This window comes from Ciceribacter sp. L1K22, from assembly GCF_017599385.1.
Lineage (GTDB): Bacteria > Pseudomonadota > Alphaproteobacteria > Rhizobiales > Rhizobiaceae > Allorhizobium.
In genome coordinates this window covers 3,360,178-3,384,836 of record NZ_JAGFPK010000001.1, presented here as the reverse complement: position 1 = coordinate 3,384,836, position 24,659 = coordinate 3,360,178, and the positions used below count along the sequence as shown (strand labels likewise).

The window sequence follows — 24,659 nt, the reverse complement described above, 5'->3', positions numbered from 1 at the left end:
TCAGGCCACCAACAAGGCCGCCGCGGCAACCGCTCCGGCGAACAAAAGATACGCGAAGGCGAACAAAAGGCCGTCGTGGGTCATGAGCGCTAGGCCGAGAACGGCAACAAACATGCCGGCGATGGAGCTGGAGAAGGGCACCAATTCCATCGCCGGCATGCAGACGGCGATGAGGAGACACATCAGGCCGGCAAGTCTTACCGAGACCGGATTGGCGAACCATTCGAGACGCCGGCTGCTGAACCGGTCGATAACACCGGCGACCGGACGGACCCATCCGACGGCACGCTTGGCACGTCCGGCGGAAATGCCGGACGTACCCAACCGTTTCGGAAGCCAAATCGTGCTGCGACCCAGCATGATCTGAAGGCTGACAAGACCGATCACCAGTCCCAGGAAGGTTGGTACTGTCGGTATGCCGCTCAGCGGTGACAGGATGGCAAGACCCGGCAAAAGGATAAGAGGTGCACTGGCCCTCCTGCCCGCGATCTCCTGAATAGCGGCGATCGTCAGGCGCTCGTCGCGGTCGCATGCATCATCTATGCTGTCGAGCAGCGCTGTTACGTCATCCGCCACGGTGTCGCCTCCACGTCGGCTCCGGCCTCAGGCCGGAGGTGGATAAGGTGCCTCTGAAAGAAGACGGGCCAGATGAAGGGCGTTCGATACCGCCATGTCGACCGTTGTCTTCACTTTCTCGGGGATCTCGTCCAGATCGACCAGATTGACCGACGACATCGCTTCACCGACCCAATAGTCAACAGCATTGGGCGGAAGCGTGTAGCCGACATCGTTCAGCGCCTGATAGAGTTCGGCTGAAACGTGATGTGCGCCGTCCTCATTGCCGACGACACCGACCAGGGCAACCTTCCCGAACGTAGGCATGCGACCCGAATCGTCTGTCTCTCCGAGAAACGCATCCATTCGCTCCAGCGCACGTTTGCACACGCTGGAGGGCTGGCCCATCCAGATGGGCGTCGCCATCACAAGAATATCGGCATCCATGAGTTGCTGCCGGATGGAGGGCCAGGCATCGCCGCCGCCTTCGTCGGCGCTTACGCCCGGCTTGATGTCATGGTCCACCAACCGGATGATGGGAAGTTCGATCGACGATCGGGCAAACGCCGCCCGAAATTGTTCCAGCAGAAAATCCGTCGATGAGGCCGCGGTATTCCCGCTCGGTTTCAGTGTCGCATTGAATGCGAGGGCTTTAAGCGTCACTGGCGGCTCCCTTTGGATGAGTTGTCATCGTCACCCGTTTTCAACCCGTCGGAGACCGTCTTCTTCCGGGGATCCTGAAGGTTTTCTCCAACAGCATCACGATCGTGGTCGGGATCATCCTTGGCTGGAAGATAGCCGCTCGGGGTGTTTTCCTGCGGCCCTTCCCATCGCGGTGACTGATCGGTCGTGCCGGCGGCCCCGTCACGTGGTTTTTTGATAGCCATCTTATTGCTCCTCGTTCCTGCGCCGGTTGGACGGCATTAGGTGATGACGTCTATCGTCCCACTCACCACACCCCGGACCCTCCGGCCGACATCGGCCTCTCCGTCCTCCAGGATCACGGTGAAGAGTTTCTCGTTGAGGAAGGCGGAACCGTTGATAGTCGACACCCCTTCCGCAGGCTTCGCGTCCCGTTGGGGAAAATCACCCTCGGCCTCGGCCGCAACAAGTCTGGCGTCGCCAGGCGATACCGCACAGACGCGCACCTCTCCCTGGAAAATCGCATTCTGCCAGTTCGGATCCGAAGGAGGAGCCTGCGGCACAAGGCGGTAAATCTTCAGTTGCGTATCCATCATGGACCTCGGTTGACCCTGCTGGTTTTCAAACTCCCGGACCTCCACCAGGTTCCCTTGTTTCCCGAGCACCCTGAATGTTTATCAGCCGCCCGGGGAGATGGAACATCCTCGGTGCCGTCTGGTTATTCGCCGCCACCTTGGAGAAACAAATCCATGACAACCGAGCAAATGAAGCAAAACGCACGCTCAAACCCGAGGCCTTACACCCGTCGGTACGCCTGGGGTGCCGAGATGATTGACGGTCAACGGGCTTCATTTCGCCTTTGGGCGCCGCGGCACGATCTGATCCGTCTGCGTCTGGGCGACGCAAGCATGCCGTTGGTCCGGACTCTTGCCGGCTGGCATGAGCTGGAGACAGAGACGCAGCCCGGCGAGACCTACTGTTTCATTCTCTCCGACGGGAGCGAGGTCGCCGATCCGGCGTCCCGCCAGCAGGTCGAGTCAGTGTCAGGACGCTCAGTTGTCGCGGACCTCAGCTACGGGTGGCGCCACACGGATTGGACCGGGCGCCCATGGCATGAGGCCATCATCTATGAGCTCCATGTGGGGGCGTTCACATCCGAGGGCACTTTCGTTGCTGCGATACCGCATTTGCAAAGGCTCGCGGACCAGGGTTTCACCGCCATCGAAATCATGCCCGTGGCGGCCTTAGACGGGCAACGCGGCTGGGGCTATGACGGCGTGCTGCAATACGCCCCACACCCAGCCTACGGTACGCCAGACGATTTCCGTCAACTTGTGGATGCCGCGCACGGGCTCGGGCTGATGGTATTCCTCGATGTCGTCTACAATCACTTCGGCAATCTGGGAAATGACCTCGAGCGCTCTACGCCTGAGTTCTTCAAGGCGGAGGGCTCTCCCTGGGGCCCGGCCCCGGACCTCTCGCGGCCGGAGGTCCGGCGTTATTTCCTGGACAATGCCCTCTACTGGCTGAGGGAGTTCCGGCTTGACGGGTTGCGGCTAGACGCCGCCGACTGTCTGGTCAATGACAGCGGAGATCCGGAACTGCTCTCGGAAATTTCCCGTGAAATACGCCGTCAATACTCTGGCCGGCACATCCACCTGATGATTGAGGATGCACGTAACGTGGCAGAACCAATGCGGCCGGGACGCGATACGGGACCTCTCTGCAAGGCTGAATGGAACGATGATTTCCATCATGTCGCACACGCGATCGCCACAGGAGAAACGGGAGGATTTTACGTCAATTTCTGCGACAAGCCGTGGCAGAAATTGCGCCGGTCGCTCACCGAGGGTTTCGTCTATCAGGGCGAGGCTCGCCCGCAGGACGGCAAGGTGGTCGGCGAGACAAGCGCTGATCTTCCACCGACGGCGTTCATCAACTTTTTGCAAAATCACGACCAGATTGGCAATCGTGTGCGCGGAGAACGGTTGCTGAATCTCGCGGAGCCGCCCATCGTCAAAGCGCTGACGGAAATTCTCCTGCTATCACCGCAAACTCCGCTTATGTTCATGGGCGAGGAGTTTGCGACACGCCGGCCTTTTTTCTTCTTCTCCGACCATCCGGAAGAGCTCCATGAACAGGAGCGCCGCGGCAGGTTGGAGCAGGCGTGGTTATTTCAGGATATGAAGGGGGAGACCGTTTCCGACGTTCCCGATCCAAATGCAGTCGAAACCTTCCTGCAATCGAAGATCGACCACAGCGCAACCGAAAGCCGGGACGCTGAGCGATGGAGCTCTTTTGTTGCCGACCTTCTCGACAAGCGGCAGCGTCTCATATGGCCACTTCACGCACAGACGAAATATCGCGGCGCAATCGGCCATGAGACTCCGGATGGGCTGATCGCCATCGATTGGAGATTCGGGAAGAGCCTGCTGCAAATGCGCGCCAATCTGACGGAAGAAGAGGCGACAGCGCCGCCTGTCGTTTCCGGTGAACTGATCTATGGACAGTTGCCGAGGGACGGTATCCTCCCCGCGTTCAGTGTCCTATTCAGCGTGGCAAATCTTCTATAGCTGCCGGATTCCGTCTTGGCGGCCTGATATTGTCAGGTCGCCACGAGATACGGCGTGGTGCTTCGGGGAATCCAGAGGCGCGTGTGCGGAGGCTGACTTCGGAGGGAGGACATGATTGCTGAGACCCAGCCCGCGGTCGCCTCTTCACGCCGCTTCGATCCGGAGCCATGGTCATCAGCGGATCGGTACGCCCCCGAAGAATGCTTCGACTGTTTGCGTCCGAGTGGAACGGACCCTGTGCTGGCGGGTTCTGGTGGACAACGTCAGGGAGTTTGAAGGATGCGCGAGATCATCAGGACCGAAACGACAACCCAAAGGCCGGCTGTAGGCCCGGAGCAACAGGGTCTGCTGCGTGCTCAGCGGATCGCAGCCCGAGCTCATGCGGGTCAGCGCGACAAGACAGGACGTCCCTACACCACCCATTGCGAGCGCGTCGCCAATCGCTTTTCCACCACCGAAGAACGGGCGGTGGGTTTTCTTCATGATACAGTTGAGAAGGGCAATGGCTGGTCTGCCTCCCAGCTCAGAGAAGAGGGATTCTCGGACATGGTCGTCGAAGCGGTCTCAGCTCTCACCCGGCGAAAGGACGAAAGTGAGCACGCGTTCCTGATCCGCATCGCACGTAATCCGATCGCCACCCGTATCAAGATCGCCGACCTGGAAGACAACATCAACCAATGCGACGCGGCCGGTCTCGATGCCTCGGCCTATAGTGAAAACCTGGAGATGTTCTGCCAGATGATCGGCATCTCCCCCTATGAGCGGAAGGCTGAGGAAACGCCGCGCCCTTTTATGAGGTCTTTGCTGACGGAACTGGGAATTGTGCGCCCTGATCAGAATTCTGGCCCCCAGGCCAGTGGTGTCAGACGATTCCTGTCGTGTTTGTGTTGACCGTTTTCACGGCCGATGACGACCGGCGCGGGAAGAGCCTGACGGCTTCGGTGGGCGGTTATGCTCCGTTGCGTCCTCCGATCCGGTAATCACCGTCGGTTTTGCGCTCGCGACCCCGTCGCTTTGTCCACCCGCCTGCTTAGGCGCAAACTGTCCCTGCGCATCCTTGTGGATCTTTTGAACTTTCTTTTCCGAGCCGGTCATTTGCATTTCCCTATCAGCTGTCTCGTGAAACGAACTTGTTAAATCGGCTCTCGGCGCCATCGCCAGTTTCGTCCTGATAGAGAAAGGCGAGCTTGGAATCCTCGAAGATATCGAAGAATTCTTTCCATTCGATCTCTTCGAGATTTTCCTCGGGCTCTCCGAAATCGATCCGGAGAATTCCTCCATGACTGGCCCCGCTAACCTTCGACGGGCGCCCTCCACGGCTTTCGATCCAGAAGCGGATAGTATCGTGATTGGTGCTCTTTTTCGCTTCGCTCATCGACGCCTCCAGATGATGATTTCGGATCACCTTAGCGAACTCACGGAGCGGAGGATTGTTCCGGTGACCATTATCGTCAAAAGCCGTCGAAGCGCCGCCCCAGAGCAGCAACAAACATCTCCGGTGTGCCAGGCTTCTCGATCCACGCCTTGCAGTTTCGCAGCGGCGAGCTAAGGCGTCTCCCTTCATTTTCAACGCTATGCACAATGAACGGGACCGCGTGATCGCTGAGCATCCGAGCGATCGTTTCACAGTGACCGTCCTGCACGCTTGCCTCAATGACCGCGACCGAAGGAAGTTGACGCGCCAGCCAATTCTCGGTTTCCCCTGCGGAAACGAATGTAAGGATATCGCGCCAACCCGCATCCTTTAGAATTTGCTCAATTTCCAGCGCGATCAATGGCTGGTCTTCCACGACCAGTGCAACGTTCGTTCTCTTCATGAACATGATGCTCCTCGGATCCGAGCGCCCATGCTCCCATTTAGCATCAACGATCTTCGACGTGGCCGATCGTCCGCCAGCGTACCTAAAACCCACACCTGATACTCGATGATATATCGACATTAACCGTCTGATTTGTAAGGGCCCGACGGCGGAAGGTCCCGGCGGCTTTCGCCCGAAGCGATAGAGAGCCATGTCCGCCGTACTTCAACCAGATATTCAGAACCACCTACTTGCACTGTTGCCGAAAAGCGAATTCCTGGAAATCAACAAGAGCCTGCAACCGATCGAACTACCCCGCGGCTATGCGATGGTGAAAGCCGGAGCGCCGGTCGATCATGCATATTTTCCATCGGCGGGGGTCGGCTCGGTCATAACCATATCTTCACAAGGTCGCCGGGCAGAAGCGGGCATGTTTGGCCGTGAAGGCTTCTCTCCCACCTCTGCACTGGTGGGTGGCATAACTAGTGTCCACGAAGTCGTGATGCAGGTCGAGGGTCATGGTCACCGGATGCCCATGAAACAAATGAGCGACGCCATCGCCCAGCACAGCGTCTTTGCCAATGTTCTGGCACGCTTCGTACAGACGTTCGTCTCGCAGATTTCCTTCACTGCGCTATGCAATGTTTCGCGCCAGATAGACGAGCGCCTCGCTCGGTGGCTGTTGATGTTTCACGACCGCGTGGGAGGCGACGAGATCGCGCTGACCCATGACCAGCTATCAATCATGCTGGGGGTGCGACGACCGAGTGTGACCACCGCGATCCATATTCTTGAAGGCCAAAAATACATCCGCTCCGAACGTGGCCGGGTCACGATAAGGGATCGACGCGGACTGGAGGAGTTTGCTGGCGATACCTATGGCGCGCCCGAAGACGAATACCGACTATTGGTGGGCAGATTGGGAACGTCTTGACGGGTTGGTGGGAACACTCGGGGGATATATCACACTTCAAGGTCACCCGGGAGATCCGCCATAAGCTTACGATACTCCTCTTCCGGCTTACCGTAGGCGTCTCTGGCGTAGTCCTCAAGATCGGCGCGATGGCGGATCGTGATGAGCCCCCGCTCAGAACGAATAAGGCCATGGCCCTCAAGGACGTGGAGAGATGTGGTGACACTGGGTCGTCGCACGCCAAGCATCAGGGAAAGCGCATCATGCGTGAGCGAGATTTCGTTGGCTGGCACCCGATCGTGGCACATCAACAGCCACCTGGCCAGCCGCACGCTGATGTCATGGACAGCATTCGAAACCGCTGTATATGCAAGCTGTACGGCGAACGCCTCGGAGGCCCTCATCATAAGCTTCGGGAAAAGCTCCAGGGTTTCCATGCCGCGCCTAAAGTCGGCATAGCTTATGCGATAGGCAGAGCCAGCGATCTGAACGGTGACGTCGTGCAGGCTAAGTGATGTCCCCGTAATCGCCGGGGCCGGAACGTGACCCTCAAAACCAAAGATGCCGGCTTCAGCACGCCGACCTTCCGGAGTCGTCAGTACCACCGAGCCGAGACCGGCGGTGATGAAGTAGACATACTCAAGAGGCTGGTCGATGCTGCCGAGCAACTCCCCCTTTTTAAGCATCACGAAATCTAGATCAGGCGTAATTGCGGCCAGCTCCTCCCTCGGAAGCAGGGCAAGAAGCTTGTTGAACTCCGGCGGAGTCTTTTCCGGCCTCGCTGCGCCCGTCGACCGAAATGCCTTGCCCCCATGTTTCGCCTCGGCAGCATCGCCGTCTTTGTGCACGGGATGTTGACGCGTCACATTGTTATCGTACTCGTCCACGGATGCGCCTCCTCGTCAGTGCTGCAGCGGAGCCGAAGTCTCCGCCTCAACCCCATCGAACTCGGAGGAGCCCATTTGGTTCCAAACCGGGAGCGATTTACGATGGCGAGCACAGGCGAAAGAATGTTACCGGCATCAGGCCGGCTCTCCGAGATCGACTTTAAGTCTCTCTCGAGCACGGCTAAGGCGACTTTTCACGGTGCCAACCGGACATCCGCAGATTTCCGCAGCATCTTCGTAACTCTCACCCAGAATGGCGATAAGGACCAGAACCTCTCGGTGGGTATCGGGCAGTCTCAATATGGCATCGCGCACTGTCTGTGACTGCGCCACCCACTCCTGTGCGGCGGGGCTCACCAGGCTCTCCTCAAGCGCCGTTGACACACCCACCACCTCCCGCTGCCCCTTTCGATAGCGGGTCGAAAAGGTGTTTCGCATTATTGTGAACAGCCAGGATTTGAGGCGCGTCCCCTCTTCGAACTGATCGATGCTGCCGATCGCCCGCATCAGTGTCTCCTGAACCAGATCATCCGCATCGTCGGGCGACCCGTGAAAGGACCGCGCAAATGCCCTCAATGCCGGTATCAGTTCAACGACCTGTTCTCCGCGCATCCTGTCTCGCCCCTTTGTTCCATGGTGGTCACTCAATGGACAGGAGCGCCAATAGTTTCTGTACTCCACCGTACATAGCAGTTGCGACTGTACGGTTCTGGCTGCGTGAGATGACGGGCTATGATGGAACAGTCGGGCAGTCCGCCTGACATCATGCTTCCGATGATTTGCGCGACCGACGCCGCAACCAGATTGCACGAAACGTCCCAGGCGGGATCTCGGTGTCATGAAAACTTCGCACCGCTTTCACCGGACTGTCGTCCAGCAGCGCTAAACCTCGGCAAACGACGGTGCAATTTTTATTGCAAAGGAGAACGCGATGACACGTAGATTGCATACCATGTTGGCAGCCGGCGCCTTCACACTGCTGACCGCCATCGGCCCCGCTCAGGCGGCCACCACGGTTACCTTCTGGCACAGCTTCAACAAGAGCAACGGCGAAGCGCTCGACAAGATCATCGCCACGTTCGAAGCGGCCAATCCCGATATCGACATCCAGGGCGAGTTCGTCGGCAACTACAACGATATCGTTGCCAAGCTGCAGGCTGCCATACCGGCCAATCGCGGACCGGCTGCGGTGATCCTGGAAGTCACGCGCTATGGCCTGTTTGCCGAAAACAACGTCCTGACCGACCTGACGCCCTATGTCGATGCCGACCCCTTGAAGGACGATCTCTACGACTACGCCCGCGAAGTCGGGGTGATCGACGGCAAGAACTATATCGTACCCTTCAACTCCTCGACCCCGGTCCTCTATTTCAACAAGGACATCTTCACCCGCGCCGGTCTCGCAGAAGACACCCCGCTGAAGACATTTGACGACATCCTCGCAGCGGCGAAGACGATCTCCGAGAAGCTTGGCTCGGAGGGGATTTCCGGCATCGCCGCTCCCGGCCAGTTTGCGCGCTGGGGTCTGGTCATGGCCAATGACAGCGATCTCATCGATTCGAAGAGCGGAGAGACCCTTCTCGACAAGCCGAACACCATCGAGGCCTACCAGTGGATGGCGTCGCTCGTCCACGAGCACAAGGTCGCTTCGCCCGATGGCGTGACGGACGAGGATGTTGGCCGGGACGCCTTCCTTGCCGGCAAGGTCGGCATCATGATGAACTCGACCGGCAACTATGTCGGCGCGAAGAAGGCGCTCGGCGACAACCTCGTCGTCCGTCCGATGCCCTGCAACAAGGTCTGCTCCGTGCCGATCGGCGGCGCCGGCATCGGCATCATGGCATCCGCCCCCAAGGAGGTCCAGGACGCAGCCTACAAGTTCGTCAGCTACGCGGCCTCGCAGGAAGCCAATGCCATCTGGTTTGCCGGGACCGGCTATCTGCCGATCAACAAGAAGAGCGCGGAGCTGCCGGTTGCCGTGGAGGCGCTTGCCACCCAGCCGGGCATCGATGTCGCAATCCAGTCCCTTCCGAATGCTCACGGTCGGGCTCGCACCGAGGTCGTCACCTGGATGCGCACGACCGAGTACAAGATGTGGGAGGCGATGGCGCTCGGCCAGCGGCCGGTCGAAGAAACCATGACCGATTTCGCCGCGCAGACGCGTCAGGAAGAACAACGCGCCAGCAACTGATACCTCCAACCCATGCCCGACGGACCTCTTTAGCGAGGTCCGTCGGTCTTCCGGTTCCGCCATGCCCCGCAAGCTTACGCCCTATCTCTTCGTCGCGCCGCTCATGCTCTTCATGGCGGTCTTCACCTATGTTCCGATCGCCACCAGCCTCAACCTCAGCGTCCGGCACTGGAACTTCCTGTCGCCGGACATGCCGTTCGTCGGATTGGCGAACTATCAGCAATTGCTGACGTCCAGCGATTTCTGGAATTCGCTCTGGGTCACCACGCTGTTCGCCGTGTTTTCGGTGCCCTTGCGGCTGGCCGTCGCTCTCGTCATCGCCTCCTATCTTGCGCGGGAAACCGCCGCGTCCCGCCTGCTGCGCGGCGCGCTTTTCCTTCCCTACGTCACCTCGGCGGTCTCGATCGCGGTCGTGTTCTCCTGGGTGTTCTCGACCGATTATGGCATGGCCAACGCCGTTCTTGGCGCACTCGGCCTTGGAAAGGTGGCCTGGCTTCAGGATCCGCATGTCGCGCTCTGGGTGCTGGTCCTCGTCAACACCTGGAAACAGTTGGGCTACGATATCGTCATCTACATCGCCGGCCTGCAGGCGGTGCCGCAGGAACTCTACGATGCCGCAGCCGTCGACGGGGGCCGTCGCCTGCACGTGTTCCGCCGGGTGACGGTGCCGCTCGTGATGCCGACGACCTATTTCCTGCTGGTCATCTCCGTCATAGAGGCCTTCCAGGTCTTCACCATCGTCAGCGTCATGACCCGTGGCGGACCGGCAGGCGCGACCGATCTCCTCGTCCATATGCTCTATCGCATCGGTTTCGTGCTGTTCGATATCGGCCAGGGGTCGGCGCTGGCCGTCCTGCTCTTCGTCTTCCTGGTCGTGCTCGCGTTCGTCAAATCTTATGTGATCGGCCGGAGGGTTCATTATGAAGCGTGACAATCCTCTCCTGACGGGCCTCGCGCTGGTGGCCGGACTGCTGTTCCTGTCCCCGGTGCTCTATTCGATCTTCATGTCGTTCCAGACGGTGGACGCCTACTATCGCGGGACGACAGAGTTCACCCTCGACAACTACGCGCGCGCCGTCGGTCAGTACAACTTCGCCCGCTACCTGCTGAACAGCCTCATCGTCTCCGGCTTGGTGACGATCCTCGGCATCACCTTTGCGACGATGGCCGCCTTTGCCTTCGCGCGCTACCGGTTCCGGGGCGGCGACCTCATGTTCGGGGCGACTGTGGCGACGCTGATGATACCGAGCCATATCAGCCTGATCCCCAACTATCTGACATTGGCCAAGGTCGGCTTGCTAGACACCTATGCCGGGCTGATCCTGCCGGCGATCTCCAACGGATTTGCCGCGTTTTTCCTGCGACAGTACATCCGGGGGACTCCGAGGGCGCTCGACGAGGCCGCCTACATGGATGGCGCGACACCGCTTCAGGTTCTGTGGAGGGTGATCGTTCCCATCAGCCGGCCGGCCATCTTCTCGATGGGCCTCTACATCTTCATCACCGAATGGAACAACTACATCTGGCCGCTCGTCGCGATCGGCAAGCAGGATCTCTACACGCTGCAGATCGGGCTCGCCCGCCTTTACCGCGTGAACCCTGGGGAAGGCCTCATCGACTGGCCGCTGGTCATGGCCGCCTCGACCATCACCATCCTGCCCGTGCTGCTCGGCTTTTTCCTGGTGGAACGGCACCTGGTGCGCGGCATCACCATGGGCGCCTTGAAATAATCGAAGGAATTGGAATGACACGCATCGCATCCCACCGCGGCGGCACGCTTGAGTTCGGCGACAGCACGCCCCGTGGTTTCAAAGCTACGGCGCAAATGGCACTCGAGGAAGTCGAGTTCGACGTGCACCCGACCGCCGACGGCGCGATCATGGTGCACCACGACGCGACGCTGGATGGCACGACCGACCGGTGCGGTGTCATCGCGGAGTTGACGGAGGCGGACGTCCGGTCGGCGGTCATAGACTACGGGGCCGGAGGCCATCCGCTTTCCCTGTCCGAACTTTGCGCGATCTTTCGGGGGAGCCACGTTGACTTCCGCTGCGAGATCAAGCCGGGTGTGGGTGGCATCCCCTACCCCGACTTCGTTCCGCGCGTCGTGCGGATGCTGGAGCGGGAGAACATGCTTCACCGCACCACCTTCTCCTCGTTTCTCATTCCCTCGCTGGACGAGCTCAGGACGGAAACCGATCGTCCCCTGCTGTGGCTTGTCAGTCCGCCGGTGCTTGGCCAGCTCGGCCCTGCTGCGGTGGTCGAGACGGCCCTGGCGCACGGCATTCCGGAAATCAGCGTGCACGTGGACACGGCGACCCTCTCCCTGAAGCAGACCGTCAACGACGCGGGGCTCGCCTTCGGCTGCTGGGCGGCGCACACGGCACAGCAGATCGAGAAGGCGTTCTCCCTCGGGGTAAAGGTCTTCACCACCGATCGTCCGAGCCTCGCGATCGCGATCCGGGAACAGGAAAGAGGGGGTAGCCAACGATGAGTGGCATTTCGCTCAAGGACATCCGCAAATCCTATCCCGGAGGACCGGAGATCCTGCACGGCATCTCCATGGATATCGAGCCCGGCGAATTCGTCGTCATCGTAGGACCGTCCGGTTGCGGCAAGTCAACACTGCTCCGCCTGATCGCTGGCCTCGAGACATGCGATAGCGGAGAACTCTCCATCGGCGGCAGGCGGGCGAACGATCTGGCGCCGCAGGACCGCGACATCGCCATGATCTTCCAGAACTACGCGCTCTATCCGCACATGACGGTGCGCCAGAACATCGCCTTCGGCCTCGAACTGCGCGGCATGGCGAAACGGGAGCGTCACGCCCGGGCGGAGGCCGTCGCCGCGACGTTGCAGCTGACGGATTATCTCGACCGCAAGCCGGGGGCCCTGTCGGGTGGCCAGCGCCAGCGCGTCGCCATGGGCCGCGCCATGGCCCGCGACACCTCGACCTTCCTGATGGACGAGCCGCTGTCGAACCTCGACAATGCGCTGCGTGTCGCCATGCGGACGGAGATCAAGGAGCTTCACCGTTCACTGAAGGCGACCATCGTCTACGTGACACACGACCAGACGGAAGCCTTGTCGCTTGCCGACCGCATTGCTGTCCTGAAGGACGGTCACCTCCAGCAATTCGATAGGCCCGAAGCGATCTACGATCGCCCGCGAAACCGTTTCGTCGCGGGCTTCCTCGGCATGCCCTCAATGAACTTCGTGTCCGTCGAGCGCCTGCCGGACTGGACCGGCCGGCCTGGGCTGACAGCAGGCTTTCGCCCGGAGACACTGACAGTCTCGACCAGCGAACCCGCAGGCCATGGCCTCCCCGTCCGCGTGGTGCTCTCCGAGATGACGGGTGCCGAAGCAATCCTTCATTGTGACAGCCCGGCGGGGCGCCTGACCGTGGTGGGACCACGGAGTACCGAGTTGCGTGGGGCCGACCGCCTCTGGATCACCTATGATCTGGAGAAGGCGGTCTTCTTCGACGACAAGACGGGCGATCGGCTGGAGCTTTCGGCGATCGATCGCGGCTTTTAGTATTGGCTTTGGCGACCGGGTTGAACACGAGTTGGACACGGAATGAATGGCAGGAACGACCTTCCCGAACGGCTCGGCGATCTGATCAGCCGTCACTCACCGCAATTGACGGATGCGGACACACGTCTGCTTGACGTGTTGATGCAGGACCCGATCCGGGCGGCCATGGAAAACGGCAAGACCGTCTCGTTCAGGGCAGGCGTTCATCCAGCCTCCGCCGTTCGGCTGGCGCGTCGCCTGGGCTTCAAGGGCTACCCGGAGTTCCGGACCTTCCTGCAGTCGAGCCTGCTCGAGGGTGGCGGCGATTTCGAGAGCCCGGCGGCGAGAATGGCCGCACGCCTGGTTCGCGCCGAAGACGGCAGTCTGCTCGCCTCCGTCCTGGACAGTGAAATCGCCGCCCTGCAGCAGGTTCGCAACAGCGTCTCGGACGCCGATATCCGCGCGTTTTCGCAGAGCCTGCGTGATTGCCGCCGGATTCTTGTCTTCGGTCGGGGACATTCCGCCGCGCTGACCTCGCTCATCGCCCTCAGGCTGAACCGGTCGGGATATGAGGCCGTGGACTTGTCCAGCCAGTTGCACCAGATCGAGGAACTTCTGTCGACGCTGACCCCGGATGACGTCGTCTGGGTGTTGGCTTTCCGGCGGCCGCCGCCATTAATCCGGGAGGTTCTAGAGATCGCGACAAAACGGGGGGCACGGACACTGGCGCTGACAGACCTCCGTTGCGCGCGCCTCGATCCGGCACCGGAGCACCAGATCGCCGTATCTCGCGGCGAGCCGGGGGAGAGCCAATCGCTCGTCGTGCCGATGACGGTGGCGAACGCCGTCATCCTTGATCTTGCGGCGATCGACGACGGTCGCTCCCTCCAGGCGCTCGGAGCGTTCAGGTCGTTTCGGGCGTCGAGCGATTTGCCGCTTTGACCGGGGCTACGTCCACCCCGGTGGGCACCCTGTAGCCACGGGCTTGCTTGCGTTTGACGATCTCTCGAAAGAGGTTTGCCGCGGCCTCTTCGGTTTCGAACGTGTGCGCCTTGCTTTGTCCTGGTCGCCCGATCCGGCCCCAACGTCTCGTCAGGCACGTTTCACCGAACAATGTCGGCACGATTTCAAGTGCATAGAAACGGGCCATGTTTCGCGTGACATCGGTTCGTTCTGCGTAATGGGTATCCAACACTCTCGTCATGCAGACAGAATCGCAAAGCATGCGGGGTCGGTCCAACGAGTGTTTTGAATCGGTCCGGCCTCACCGATTCATGATCGTGATGAATATCGCCAAGCCACTGGCCTTGGCTACTGGTCGTGGTTCGACAGGCGGCTTGCTCTGACAAGCAGGACGGTCAGCACGGCTGCAAGCCCGAACCAGGTGATGGCGTAACCGAGATGATTGTTGGGAAACGAAACGACGGTGAGGCCGCCAATCGGCGGGTTCTCGCCTCCGGCATCCGCATCCAGGAAATACGGGGCGACCTCTGGAAATCCGAGGGAGCGCGCCATGGCGAGCGTGTCGCGGGAAAACCAACGCCCACCGTCGGGATCGTTGGAGCGGAGAAAAGCGCCATCCGGCTGCGTCAGGCGCAAGAGGCCGGACACCTCAACCAGGCCGTCGGGCCGCGAAAGCTCATCGGGCGAGAAACTGTCCGGAATGAATCCGCGGTTGATGAAGAGCCGCCAGCCTTCGTCGGTTTCGAACAACGACATCACCCAGAAGCCCGTGCCGCGCACGGTAACGGCCTTCACGAGGATATCATCTGCAGGCAGGAAACGGCCGGACGCGGATATCCTTCGGTATTCCGCCGTGTCGAATGACAACGGGGACCATTCCGCCGGACCGGGTGCCGGGACGGGAGCCGCGGCCAGCCCCGTCTCGACGCGTTCGATCAGCGCCGTCTTCCACTGCAGGCGCTGCACCTGCCAGACGCCGAGGCCCAGCAGGACCATCACCGCCAGAAGGCCGGGCCCGAGCAATATCCATCTGCGATGAGATCGTGCCATGCCCCTCCCCGATCAGGAGCCGAAGCCCTGGAAGCTCTCATGCTCCATCTGCGGCATCATGTTGGTGTTGAGGTTGTACATGACCCACAGCGACCCCGAGATCATGATGACGACCACGATCACCGTGAAAATCATCGACAGCAGGGTCCAGCCTTCATCCGAACGGCTGTTCATATGGAGGAAATAGACCATGTGGACCAGGATTTGTGCCACGGCGAAGCCGATGACGGTCAGCGCCGTGACCACCCGACTGTCGACCCCCCCGCTCATGACGATGGCGAACGGGATGAAGGTAAGCACGACCGAGAGCACGAAGCCGGTGAGATAAGACCGATAGCTGCCGTGATCGTGACCGGTATTGTCGTGTGGCGCAGCGCCGTGGTCGCCGCGATGGCTATGGGGTTCGATGGAATGTTTGGACATCAGATCATCCCCAGGAGATAGACGAAGGTGAAGACGCCGATCCAGATCACGTCGAGGAAGTGCCAGAACATGCTGAGGCACTCCATTCGCCGGGTATTGGCCGGAATGAGACCCTTGCGGTTCATCTGGACCATCAGCGTGACGAGCCAGATTGAGCCGAAGAGCACATGCAGCCCGTGGGTGCCGACCAGCGCGAAGAAGGCCGACAGGAAGGCCGAGCGTTGCGGTCCGGCGCCCAGATGGATCAGGTGATGGAATTCGTAGATCTCGACTGCAAGGAAGGCGAGGCCGAGGAGCAGCGTCACGGCGAGCCAAAGTTGCATCCGGGTCTGCCGGCCCTCGTACATCGCGAGCATGGCGAAGCCGAAGGTGATCGAGGAGACCAGCAGGAAGCCGGTGTTGATAGCAATCAGGGTGAGGTCGAAGAGCGCCTTGGGTCCGGGACCCGCCGCATAGCTCTGCCCGAGGACACCGAAGACGGCGAAGAGCACTGCGAACATCAGGCAGTCGCTCATCAGATAGATCCAGAAACCGAGACGGGTGGAACCGCCTTCCTCATGATGGTGCGGCTCGGTTTCCCAATAAACCGCCGGCTCGGCGGACTGCGTGACGGTAGCCATGGCGGTCATGCTCCCATTCCGGCAAGTTGGCGATCGCGCGCGGCTTCGATGCTCTCGACCTCATCGACGGGGACGTAATAGTCGCGGTCATAGTTGAAGGTGTGGGCGATGGACACAGCGACGATCCCCAGGAAGGATAGCGCCGCCAGCCACCAGATGTGCCAGACCAGTGCGAAGCCGCAGACGGTCGCCAGCGCGGAGAGAATGACGCCGGTGCCTGTATATCGCGGCATGTGGATCGGCAGATAAGGCGCTTTGGGCCGCTTCTGACCGGCTTCCTTCATATCGTGCCAGGCATCGAGGTCGTGCACGACCGGCGTGAAGGCGAAGTTGTAGGATGGCGGAGGAGACGAGGTTGCCCATTCCAGGGTCCGGCCTCCCCAGGGATCGCCGGTGAGATCGGGATTCTCCTTGCGCTTCCAGATCGAGACGGCAACCTGGACGAAGAAGGCTGCGATGCCGACGGCAATGAGAACGGCGCCGAGTGCCGCCAGGATGAACCAGATCCTGAGATCCGAATCATCAAAGACCCGCATGCGTCGCGTCACGCCCATCAGCCCGAGGATGTAGAGCGGCATGAAGGCGAGCCAGAAGCCGACGACCCAGCTCCAGAACGAGACCTTGCCCCAGAAGACGTTGAGCGTGAAGCCGAAAGCCTTGGGCCACCAGTAGGCGATCGCCGCAAAGCAGCCGAACAACACGCCACCGATGATCACGTTGTGGAAGTGGGCAACCAGGAACAGCGAGTTGTGCAGGACGAAGTCGGCCGGCGGCACCGCCAGAAGGACGCCCGTCATGCCGCCGACCGTAAAGGTCAGCATGAAGGCGACGGTCCACATCATCGGCAATTCGAAACGGACCCGGCCCTTGTACATCGTGAACAGCCAGTTGAAGATCTTCGCACCTGTCGGCACGGAGATGATCATCGTGGTGATGCCGAAGAAGGCGTTTACCGACGCGCCCGAGCCCATCGTGAAGAAGTGGTGCAACCACACGACATAGCTGAGGATCGTGATGCAGACCGTGGCATAGACCATCGAGCTGTAGCCGAAGAGCCGTTTGCCGGAAAAGGTAGAGGTCACCTCGGAGAACACACCGAACAGCGGCAGGATCAGGATGTAGACCTCCGGATGGCCCCAGATCCAGATGAGGTTGATATACATCATCGCGTTGCCGCCGAGATCGTTCGTGAAGAAGTTCGTTCCTACGTAGCGATCGAGCGTCAGGAGGATCAACGTCATCGTCAGCACCGGGAAGGAGGCGACGATCAGGACGTTGGTGCAGAGCGCGGTCCAGGTGAAAACCGGCATGCGCATCAGCGTCATGCCAGGCGCCCGCATCTTGATGATGGTGACGAGCAGGTTGATGCCCGAGAGCGTCGTGCCGACACCGGCGATCTGGAGGCCCCAGATATAATAATCGACCCCGACCCACGGACTGTACCCGATGCCCGACAGCGGTGGGAAGGCAAGCCAGCCCGTCTGCGCGAACTCGCCAACGAATAGCGACGCCATGACCAGCACGGCACCGCCGACGGTCATCCAAAAGGAGAAGTTGTTGAGGAAGGGGAAGGAGACGTCACGCGCGCCGATCTGCAGCGGCACGACATAGTTCATCAGGCCCGTGACGAAGGGCATCGCCACGAAGAAGATCATGATCACACCGTGCGCGGTGAAGATCTGGTCATAGTGGTGGGCGTTGAGATAGCCCTCGGATCCGTTGAATGCCAGCACCTGCTGCAGGCGCATCATGATGGCGTCGGCGAAGCCGCGCACCAGCATGACCAGCGCCAGAATGATATACATGATGCCGATCTTCTTGTGGTCGACAGATGTAAACCACTCCTTCCAGAGATAGCCCCACAGGCGGAAATAGGTCAGGGCGGCAACCGCGGCGACTCCGCCGATAACGACGACGACGAAGGTCGACAAGACGATCGGATCGGTTGGGATCGCACTCCAGTTGAGGCGACCCAGAAGGAGGGAGGTCGAATGATCTACCGTAGCCATGGCCGGATCCTGTCAAAGTTGCTGCGCATTGCCGGCGGACGGCTGCATAAGTGTGAGATAGCGATCGGCAGGATCGCCAAACGGTGTCATGGGCTGCGGCATGCCGTGTCCGCGAAGCGGTCCGGAGACGACCGGCGTGACCGACGACGATGCCGGCTTGGCGGCGAGCATACGGTCGAGTTCCTCCGTCGAGCAGAAGCCGGTGACCTTGAAAGGCTCCCAACCGAAGACAGGTTCGCGCGTGCCGCGTCGCTCGTGTTTGTCGTAGATCAGGGCGCTCATGTTGACCGTACCGGCGAGACCCGTGCCGCCCTGCGCATCGAGCGCCATCATCTCGGCCATGCAGATCTTGCCCTCTTCGACGCACATGTTGACCACGCGGGCAAACAGCTGCGGATCGACATCGGAGTAACCGATCGGCCGAACGTTCTCGCTCGGCCGCTCAAGCTCGAGATAGGTCTGACGATCGAGGACCTGGTCCTGCTGACGCGCCGTCTCGACCCAGGCCTCGAAAGCAGCGGCATCGGTTGCCTTCGCCTTGAAGCGCATGCCGGAGAAACCGGCGCCCGAGTAATGCGAGGCAAGACCCTGGTATTCGCCGGGTTCGTTGAAGACGCCGTGCAGCGTCGTCTGCATGCCGGGCATGGCGTAGATCATCCCCGCCATCGACGGGATGTAGAACGCGTTCATGACAGACGACGACGTCAGGGAGAACCGGATCGGACGATCGACCGGTACGGGCAACTCATTGACGGATGCCACCCTGTATTCCGGGTAGATGAAGAGCCACTTCCAGTCCAGCGCAACCACCTGGACCTCCAGCGGCTTCTGGTCCGGCGCGATCGGCTCGACTTTCGAAATTCTGGATAGCGGACGATACGGATCGAGGAGGTGGGTTCCGACCCAGGTCAGCGCCCCCAGGCTGACCACGATGAGAAGCGGGATCGCCCAGATGATGAGCTCAAGCTTCGCCGAATGCGACCAGTTCGGCTTGTAGACGGCCGCCGCGTTCGAGGACCGGAAATGCCAGGCGAACCAGCAGGTGAGCAGCATGACCGGCACGATGATGATCAGCATCAATAGCGTTGAGATCACCAGAAGGTCGCGCTGCTGCGCAGCGATATCTCCCGTTGGAGCAAGAACCTCCGCCTTGCAGGCGGACAGGAACAGAACCGCTCCGAGAGCGGCGAACAATTTCGGACGGAGGCGCTTTCGCATAGCTTACCCTGACGATGGCTCAATCGCAGGCGGACCCCCTCCAGTACCCACCGGCGACCATTGATGATCGTCAAGCTAGTTAGTTCGATTTCGCAGCGCGGCACATACGACAATTTGTCACCTGTCAATTTTGGCGCCGCTGCGGCATCGCTGTCATCGAAAAACAGTCCTTGGGTGGACGGCTGGCGCTGCGCGCCTACTTCTACCGTTTGAGAAGAGAGTAAGGTTCCATGGCGAGCATGACCGGCACAACCTATGAAGATCGGCAGCAGAGCCGTCGTGACGCGGAAGACGATCATCATGTGTCTCCGTCCGATATCGCCGTCGGGGTCGTCATCGGCCGCACCTCGGAATTTTTCGACTTCTTCGTCTTTGCGATCGCCTCGGTCATCGTCTTCCCGGCTCGGGTATTTCCATTCCTCGATCCGCTGACAGGAACCCTGTGGTCCTTCGTCCTCGTCGCCCTCGCCTTCGTGGCACGGCCGCTCGGCACCTTGCTCTTCACCTCGCTTGACCGGCGACACGGCCGTTTCGTGAAGCTGACCGTCGCATTGTTCCTCCTGGGCACTTCGACGGTCGCGATGGGCCTCGTGCCGTCCTACGAAGCCGCGGGCTGGTGGGCCATCGCCATGCTCGCCCTGCTGCGCATCGGTCAGGGCCTGGCGCTGGGTGGAACCTGGGATGGCCTTGCGCCGCTTCTCGCCATCACAGCGTCTGAAAACCGACGCGGTTTCTACGCGATGGTTCCGCAACTTGGCGCCGTCGTCGGACTGTCCGTTGCGGCCGTCCTCTTTGCCTATCTCGTCATGACACTCTCTGCGGCAGATTTCCTGGATTGGGGCTGGCGGTATCCGTTCTTCGTCGCTTTCGCCATCAACGTTGTCGCGCTTTTCGCACGCCTGCGTATCGTTGAAACGCCGGAGTTCAAGGAACTCTTCGAAGCCAACGAACTGACGCCCACCAGTCTTCGCAAAACGATTGTGCAGGATGGCCGCACGGTTCTGCTCGGGATTTTCGTGCCGCTTGCGAGCTTCGCCATGTTCCACATGGTGACCGTTTTCCCGCTGTCGTGGATCTTCCTCTATACAGACGAAGCGCCGGGCTCGTTCCTGATGATCGAGGCTGCGGGCGCTGGCGTCGGCATTCTGGCGATGCTGTTCTCCGGCTGGCTCTCCGACCGGATCGGCCGGCCGAAGATCCTCGTCTGGGGTGCATGGGCAATCGGTGCGTTTGCTCTCGTCGCCCCTGTCCTGTTGAGCGCCGGTCACGCGGGCGTCATCATCTACGTCCTGGTTGGTTTCCTCATCCTCGGCTTTAATCTCGCCCAGTCATCCGGCGCCGTCGCGTCGCTGTTCGACCAGCGAAACCGCTACACGGGTTCGGCTTTCGTATCGGCTCTATCCTGGATGTTCGGGGCAGGTTTTGCGCCGCTGTGCGCACTGCTTCTGTCCACCTGGTTCGGGCTTTATGCAGCCGGTCTCTATCTGTTGTCGGGCGCGATCTGCACGCTGCTGTCGCTGGCCGTCGTCCGCCAGGTCTCGCTCCGTCCGAAACAAGAATAGGTCGGCTGCTCAGAGACGTCAGCGAGCAAGGAACTCGAACAAGCGGGCAACCGCTTCGGCTCCGGGGTCCGCATGACCCTCCAACTGTTTGGCGTTAATGTAGGCGGCACGCCCGGCCTTGGCACGCACCAGCTTGGCGGTGCGGTCGGCCCCTTCCCGGGCAGCCTTCGCGGCCTCCGACAAGCCGCTTTGCAGCCCGTCCAGCGCCGGTGCAAGAGCATCGACCATCGTCCGGTCACCAACCTGCGCGCCGCCGATCTCCTGCATTCTTGCAAGCCCTGCCTTCAGGGCATCCCGCATGGGTAGCCCGCTTGAGGCACCGTCGCCGGCAGCGGCGAAGAAGATGGCAAGCAGCACGCCGGAAGAGCCACCCATGGTCTGGCTGAGCTCAAGCCCGATCGCCCGCAGCAGTTGGGTATGGTCGGAAAGCGGCAGCCGGTCCATGGCGTTGACCAGGGCTCTCGCGGCGCCAGCCAGGGTCGAGCCGGTATCGCCGTCTCCGGATTTCGCGTCGAGGGCGTTGAGATCCTGTTCCGCGGCGATCATGACGTTGCAGCAGGCCACGAGAAAATCCCGCGTCGGCTTGTGATCAGACGGCAAGGGCATGATCGGCGTCAGGCCATCCGGTAGCGACAGGATCGATACCGGGCTCACCGTCGACAGGCCGGGCCAGGCGGCTGGACCGACCGGACGGGCCAGAGATGCAAGGTCATCCTCGCTGGCGGCCAGAAGCGAGATTGAAAAGCCGCGCATGTCGAGCGAGGTCATAAGGGGAGCCGGACCAATCAGGTGACGGATGCGATCACCGATCTCGGAACGGATCAGTTCATGGGCGAGGACCGACATTTCCAGAACGGATGTGCCGCCGAGATTGTTGATGAGGGCGACATAAGTGCCATCGCCGATGGCAGACTTGAGCTTTGCGGCAACCGCGGCCATGGCGGATTGCGCGCCGGAAAAATCCACCTGCTCGACCCCGGCTTCCCCGTGGATGCCAAGACCAAGTTCGGCCATTCCGGGGGGAATGCGGTCTTCCTTCGGCGATCCGGGAACAGTGCAGGTGTCGAGCGACATACCGATGCTTCGCGTGCCCGCAATGACGCGACGCGCAGCCTCCGTCACTGTCTCGAGAGTAGCGCCGTCCTCGGCCAGGGCACCGGCAATCTTATGGACGAACAGCGTGCCGGCCACACCTCTGGCCTGTGGTAGATCGGGCAAGGCGATGTCGTCATCGACGATGACCATGTTGACGTTAAGGCCAAAGGCGCGGGCCCGTTCGGCCGCGAGGCCGAAGTTCAGCCGGTCACCGGTGTAGTTTTTGACGATGAGAAGACATCCCGCCGGTCCCGTCACGGCCAGAATACCGGCGAGCACCGCGTCGACGCTCGGAGATGCGAAGACGTCGCCGCACACCGCCGCGGTCAGCATCCCCTCCCCCACGAAGCCGGCATGGGCCGGTTCATGGCCGGAACCGCCGCCCGACACGAGAGCGACTTTCGTCTTGTCCCAGTCGGCGCGTACGACGACGCGGATATGGGGGTAACCGTCAAGCCGCGAAAGGGGTACGCCGGACGAGGCAAGGAGGCCCTCGATCGCCTCCACCACAACGTCTTCCCGCTTGTTAATGAACTGTGCCATCGGAAGTCTCCCTTATGCGAGGCGTATGCCGTCCGCGTCGAAATAAAGCGGATTGTGCGGCTGGATCTTAATGATGTCACCGCTTTGCAGGTTGCTGTGAGGGTCTGTCACGGTAACGAGGGACTGGCCGCGGCAGGACAGATGCAAGCGCGTCTGGTCGCCCAGCCGTTCGACGCGTTGAACGAGGCTGTCCTCGCCGCTACCCTGCTGGATGTTCTCGGGTCTCAATCCCATGAAAGCAGCGCGCGGCGGAGCGCCGGCAAACAGTTCCGCCGGCACGATGTTGATCCGCGGAAGGCCGAGACGTGCCGCCGCATAGATGCTGACGGGCTCCTCATAGACCTCCCGAGGCGACCCGAACTGGACGAGGCGGCCGTGATGCAAGACCCCGACATGGGTCGCCATCGTCATGGCCTCGATCTGGTCGTGGGTAACATAAAGCAGAGTCGCGCCCAGATTGGCCTGAATGTTCTTCAGCTCGATACGCAAATCTGCGCGAAGCTTGGCGTCGAGCGAACTTAGGGGCTCGTCCATCAGGTAGATCTGCGGATTGCGCACCAGGGCCCGGCCGATCGAGACGCGCTGCATTTCGCCACCCGAGAGCGCGGTCGCCTTGTTGTCGAGCTTATGTCCGATCTGAAGGACGTCGGCGATCGCCTTTACCTTGCGGTCGATCTCGTCTTTCGGAGTCCGGAGCATGGGTGATTTCAGGGGGAACTCCAGGTTTTCGCGTACCGTCAGATGCGGGTACAGCGAATACTGCTGGAACACCATGGCGACGTTGCGCTGGGCAGGCGTGAGCCCTTTCGTCGTCTGGCCATCGATCAGGATCTCGCCGCTGTCCGGACGTTCCAGACCGGAAATGAGGCGCAGCGTCGTTGTCTTTCCCGCACCGGTCGGGCCGAGGAGCACGACGAAGGAGCCGTCAGGCACGGTCATCGAGACGTTGTCGAGGGCGAGATGATCACCAAAACGCTTGGTGACGTTGGCAAGGATGACCTCAGCCATGGCGAAACACTCCTTCATTGCCGGCCGAGACCAGCGCATGACCGCGCTCGCCGGCAAAAACGGTCAACGTCCGGCTGTCGAACTCAAGCCCGACATTCTCGCCGGACTTGATCGGGGCCGCCGAGGAGATGCGAGCCTTGATGTCGCCGTTTGCGGTCGCCAGCGTCACGATCTGGGTCGTGCCAAGATATTCGGTGGCGAGGACCCGGCCGCGATAGGGCGAATGATCTGAAAAACGGACATGTTCGGGCCGCACGCCGAGCGTCAGCCGCCCCTCGGCACCCTGCCGCAAGACCGGGACGGCGATGCGGTGACCGTCAAGAGTTACATGATCGCTGCCGATGCCGACCATGCCGTCGAAGTCCAGAAAATTCATCGAGGGAGACCCGATGAAATTCGCAACGAAGCGGGTCGCCGGCCAATCGTAGATTTGCTGCGGCAGGCCGAACTGCTCGACGACGCCATGGTTCATCACGACGATCTTGTCACCCATCTGCATGGCTTCGAGCTGATCATGGGTGACGTAAACGGTGGTCGCACCCATGCGGTCATGCAGCGCCCGCAGTTCTTCGGACATGTGCTCGCGGAACTCCGCATCGAGTGCGCCGAGAGGCTCGTCCATGAAGAAGGCCTTGGGCCTGCGGACGATGGCGCGGCCGAGTGCTACGCGCTGGCGGTCGCCGCCGGAGAGGCCACCCACCGGCTTGTCGAGGATGTCCTCGATCCTGAGGATGCGGGCGACCTCCTGAACGCGGGTGCTAACCTCGGTTTTTGGCACGCCCTGGCTCAGGAGCGGATAGGAAATGTTGCGGCGGACGTTCATGTGCGGATAGAGCGCGAACATCTGGAAGACGAAGGCGATGTCGCGCTGGCTCGCCGGTTTCATCCCGACTTCCTCGCCATCGATATAGATCTCGCCGCTGGTCGGCAGTTCCAACCCCGCCATCATGCGCAACGTCGTTGTCTTGCCGCAGCCGGACGGGCCGAGCAACATGAAGAACTCGCCGTCCTCAATGGTGAAGGTCGAGGACTGGACAGCGGTGAAGCTGCCGAATTCCTTGCGCAGGTTTTGAACGCGAATCTGAGCCATGA

At 60.9% G+C, this 24,659-nt stretch carries 28 protein-coding genes; 10 read left to right on the top strand and 18 right to left on the bottom strand.

Translation table 11 applies throughout. From position 1 onward, the window contains the following. The 4 genes from J5J09_RS16745 to J5J09_RS16730 are packed head-to-tail and all read right to left on the bottom strand — an operon-like array spanning position 1 to position 1,790. The gene (locus tag J5J09_RS16745; RefSeq protein WP_208552476.1) at positions 1-576 is read right to left on the bottom strand and encodes an exopolysaccharide biosynthesis protein; all 576 of its coding nucleotides are present in this window, start codon (positions 574-576) and stop codon (positions 1-3) included. 27 nt (positions 577-603) lie between these two features. Further along, positions 604-1,218 carry an NAD(P)H-dependent oxidoreductase gene (locus J5J09_RS16740; protein WP_208552474.1) on the bottom strand — a complete coding sequence of 205 codons (615 nt, stop codon included), beginning with the start codon at positions 1,216-1,218 and terminating at the stop codon, positions 604-606. Next, entirely contained in the window at positions 1,215-1,442 is a 228-nt protein-coding gene (locus J5J09_RS16735) for a hypothetical protein (protein ID WP_208552472.1), read from the bottom strand. The genes J5J09_RS16740 and J5J09_RS16735 overlap by 4 nt, the downstream gene beginning before the upstream one ends. Positions 1,443-1,478: 36 nt before the next feature. Then, the gene (locus J5J09_RS16730) at positions 1,479-1,790 is read right to left on the bottom strand and encodes a hypothetical protein (RefSeq protein ID WP_208552470.1); all 312 of its coding nucleotides are present in this window, start codon (positions 1,788-1,790) and stop codon (positions 1,479-1,481) included. Between the two features lie 12 nt (positions 1,791-1,802). Between J5J09_RS16730 and treZ the strand changes: the two genes are divergently transcribed. Further along, positions 1,803-3,770 (top strand): malto-oligosyltrehalose trehalohydrolase, encoded by a 1,968-nt coding sequence (gene treZ, locus J5J09_RS16725; protein ID WP_208552468.1) that lies wholly within the window; start codon positions 1,803-1,805, stop codon positions 3,768-3,770. A gap of 279 nt (positions 3,771-4,049) precedes the next feature. Further along, entirely contained in the window at positions 4,050-4,661 is a 612-nt protein-coding gene (locus J5J09_RS16720) for an HD domain-containing protein (protein WP_208552464.1), read from the top strand. A 6-nt stretch (positions 4,662-4,667) separates the two neighbouring features. Here the strand turns inward: J5J09_RS16720 and J5J09_RS16715 are convergent, their stop codons facing one another. The 3 genes from J5J09_RS16715 to J5J09_RS16705 all read right to left on the bottom strand — a co-directional run bounded on the left by J5J09_RS16715 (position 4,668) and on the right by J5J09_RS16705 (position 5,587). Next, positions 4,668-4,865, bottom strand: a complete 198-nt coding sequence (locus tag J5J09_RS16715) for a hypothetical protein (RefSeq protein WP_208552462.1) — start codon at positions 4,863-4,865, stop codon at positions 4,668-4,670. 13 nt (positions 4,866-4,878) lie between these two features. Then, complete coding sequence (locus J5J09_RS16710; protein ID WP_208552461.1) at positions 4,879-5,145, bottom strand: hypothetical protein; 267 nt, start codon at positions 5,143-5,145, stop codon at positions 4,879-4,881. Between the two features lie 76 nt (positions 5,146-5,221). Beyond that, a complete protein-coding gene (locus tag J5J09_RS16705) occupies positions 5,222-5,587 on the bottom strand; it encodes a hypothetical protein (protein WP_208552460.1) in 366 nt (121 codons plus the stop codon). 193 nt (positions 5,588-5,780) lie between these two features. On the opposite strand from J5J09_RS16705, the gene J5J09_RS16700 reads away from it, so the two are divergent. Then, positions 5,781-6,503: a Crp/Fnr family transcriptional regulator gene (locus tag J5J09_RS16700; protein ID WP_208552459.1), complete on the top strand. Its 723-nt coding sequence runs from the start codon at positions 5,781-5,783 to the stop codon at positions 6,501-6,503. Between the two features lie 29 nt (positions 6,504-6,532). On the opposite strand, the gene J5J09_RS16695 is transcribed toward J5J09_RS16700, so the two are convergent. Then, positions 6,533-7,219, bottom strand: a complete 687-nt coding sequence (locus tag J5J09_RS16695) for a Crp/Fnr family transcriptional regulator (RefSeq protein ID WP_246745991.1) — start codon at positions 7,217-7,219, stop codon at positions 6,533-6,535. 285 nt (positions 7,220-7,504) lie between these two features. Then, positions 7,505-7,981 carry a sigma-70 family RNA polymerase sigma factor gene (locus J5J09_RS16690; RefSeq protein WP_208552455.1) on the bottom strand — a complete coding sequence of 159 codons (477 nt, stop codon included), beginning with the start codon at positions 7,979-7,981 and terminating at the stop codon, positions 7,505-7,507. A gap of 319 nt (positions 7,982-8,300) precedes the next feature. On the opposite strand from J5J09_RS16690, the gene J5J09_RS16685 reads away from it, so the two are divergent. The 6 genes from J5J09_RS16685 to J5J09_RS16660 all read left to right on the top strand — a co-directional run bounded on the left by J5J09_RS16685 (position 8,301) and on the right by J5J09_RS16660 (position 14,018). Continuing rightward, positions 8,301-9,560 carry an ABC transporter substrate-binding protein gene (locus J5J09_RS16685; protein ID WP_208552452.1) on the top strand — a complete coding sequence of 420 codons (1,260 nt, stop codon included), beginning with the start codon at positions 8,301-8,303 and terminating at the stop codon, positions 9,558-9,560. 61 nt (positions 9,561-9,621) lie between these two features. Then, positions 9,622-10,491: a sugar ABC transporter permease gene (locus J5J09_RS16680; protein WP_208552448.1), complete on the top strand. Its 870-nt coding sequence runs from the start codon at positions 9,622-9,624 to the stop codon at positions 10,489-10,491. Continuing rightward, a complete protein-coding gene (locus tag J5J09_RS16675) occupies positions 10,481-11,290 on the top strand; it encodes a carbohydrate ABC transporter permease (RefSeq protein WP_208552447.1) in 810 nt (269 codons plus the stop codon). The genes J5J09_RS16680 and J5J09_RS16675 overlap by 11 nt, the downstream gene beginning before the upstream one ends. Positions 11,291-11,304: 14 nt before the next feature. Next, complete coding sequence (locus J5J09_RS16670; RefSeq protein ID WP_208552444.1) at positions 11,305-12,054, top strand: glycerophosphodiester phosphodiesterase family protein; 750 nt, start codon at positions 11,305-11,307, stop codon at positions 12,052-12,054. Beyond that, positions 12,051-13,097, top strand: a complete 1,047-nt coding sequence (locus J5J09_RS16665; RefSeq protein ID WP_208552442.1) for an ATP-binding cassette domain-containing protein — start codon at positions 12,051-12,053, stop codon at positions 13,095-13,097. The genes J5J09_RS16670 and J5J09_RS16665 overlap by 4 nt, the downstream gene beginning before the upstream one ends. 42 nt (positions 13,098-13,139) lie before the next feature. Further along, positions 13,140-14,018: a MurR/RpiR family transcriptional regulator gene (locus J5J09_RS16660; protein ID WP_208552437.1), complete on the top strand. Its 879-nt coding sequence runs from the start codon at positions 13,140-13,142 to the stop codon at positions 14,016-14,018. Here the strand turns inward: J5J09_RS16660 and J5J09_RS16655 are convergent. The 6 genes from J5J09_RS16655 to cyoA form a co-directional block, all read right to left on the bottom strand. After that, positions 13,981-14,301, bottom strand: a complete 321-nt coding sequence (locus J5J09_RS16655; RefSeq protein WP_246745863.1) for a WGR domain-containing protein — start codon at positions 14,299-14,301, stop codon at positions 13,981-13,983. The genes J5J09_RS16660 and J5J09_RS16655 overlap by 38 nt on opposite strands. A gap of 86 nt (positions 14,302-14,387) precedes the next feature. Next, complete coding sequence (locus J5J09_RS16650; protein WP_208552435.1) at positions 14,388-15,089, bottom strand: SURF1 family protein; 702 nt, start codon at positions 15,087-15,089, stop codon at positions 14,388-14,390. 12 nt (positions 15,090-15,101) lie between these two features. Then, positions 15,102-15,512 (bottom strand): cytochrome o ubiquinol oxidase subunit IV, encoded by a 411-nt coding sequence (gene cyoD, locus J5J09_RS16645; protein ID WP_208552434.1) that lies wholly within the window; start codon positions 15,510-15,512, stop codon positions 15,102-15,104. Next, entirely contained in the window at positions 15,512-16,132 is a 621-nt protein-coding gene (cyoC, locus tag J5J09_RS16640; protein ID WP_208553617.1) for a cytochrome o ubiquinol oxidase subunit III, read from the bottom strand. The genes cyoD and cyoC overlap by 1 nt, the downstream gene beginning before the upstream one ends. A gap of 5 nt (positions 16,133-16,137) precedes the next feature. Next, positions 16,138-18,141 (bottom strand): cytochrome o ubiquinol oxidase subunit I, encoded by a 2,004-nt coding sequence (gene cyoB / locus J5J09_RS16635; protein WP_208552432.1) that lies wholly within the window; start codon positions 18,139-18,141, stop codon positions 16,138-16,140. Between the two features lie 12 nt (positions 18,142-18,153). Continuing rightward, positions 18,154-19,359, bottom strand: a complete 1,206-nt coding sequence (cyoA, locus tag J5J09_RS16630; protein WP_208552427.1) for a ubiquinol oxidase subunit II — start codon at positions 19,357-19,359, stop codon at positions 18,154-18,156. A gap of 239 nt (positions 19,360-19,598) precedes the next feature. Here cyoA and J5J09_RS16625 point away from each other — a divergent pair, with 239 nt between their 5' ends. After that, positions 19,599-20,921: an MFS transporter gene (locus J5J09_RS16625; RefSeq protein WP_208553616.1), complete on the top strand. Its 1,323-nt coding sequence runs from the start codon at positions 19,599-19,601 to the stop codon at positions 20,919-20,921. Positions 20,922-20,939: 18 nt separating this feature from the next. On the opposite strand, the gene J5J09_RS16620 is transcribed toward J5J09_RS16625, so the two are convergent. Genes J5J09_RS16620 through J5J09_RS16610 form a run of 3 tightly spaced genes read right to left on the bottom strand, consistent with a single transcriptional unit; the run spans position 20,940 to position 24,657 of the window. After that, positions 20,940-22,559 carry a dihydroxyacetone kinase subunit DhaK gene (locus tag J5J09_RS16620; RefSeq protein ID WP_208552423.1) on the bottom strand — a complete coding sequence of 540 codons (1,620 nt, stop codon included), beginning with the start codon at positions 22,557-22,559 and terminating at the stop codon, positions 20,940-20,942. Positions 22,560-22,571: 12 nt separating this feature from the next. Continuing rightward, positions 22,572-23,567, bottom strand: a complete 996-nt coding sequence (locus J5J09_RS16615; protein ID WP_208552421.1) for an ABC transporter ATP-binding protein — start codon at positions 23,565-23,567, stop codon at positions 22,572-22,574. Then, complete coding sequence (locus J5J09_RS16610) at positions 23,560-24,657, bottom strand: ABC transporter ATP-binding protein (RefSeq protein WP_208552419.1); 1,098 nt, start codon at positions 24,655-24,657, stop codon at positions 23,560-23,562. Before J5J09_RS16610 ends, J5J09_RS16615 begins: the two co-directional genes overlap by 8 nt. Between the last annotated feature and the right edge of the window lie 2 nt (positions 24,658-24,659).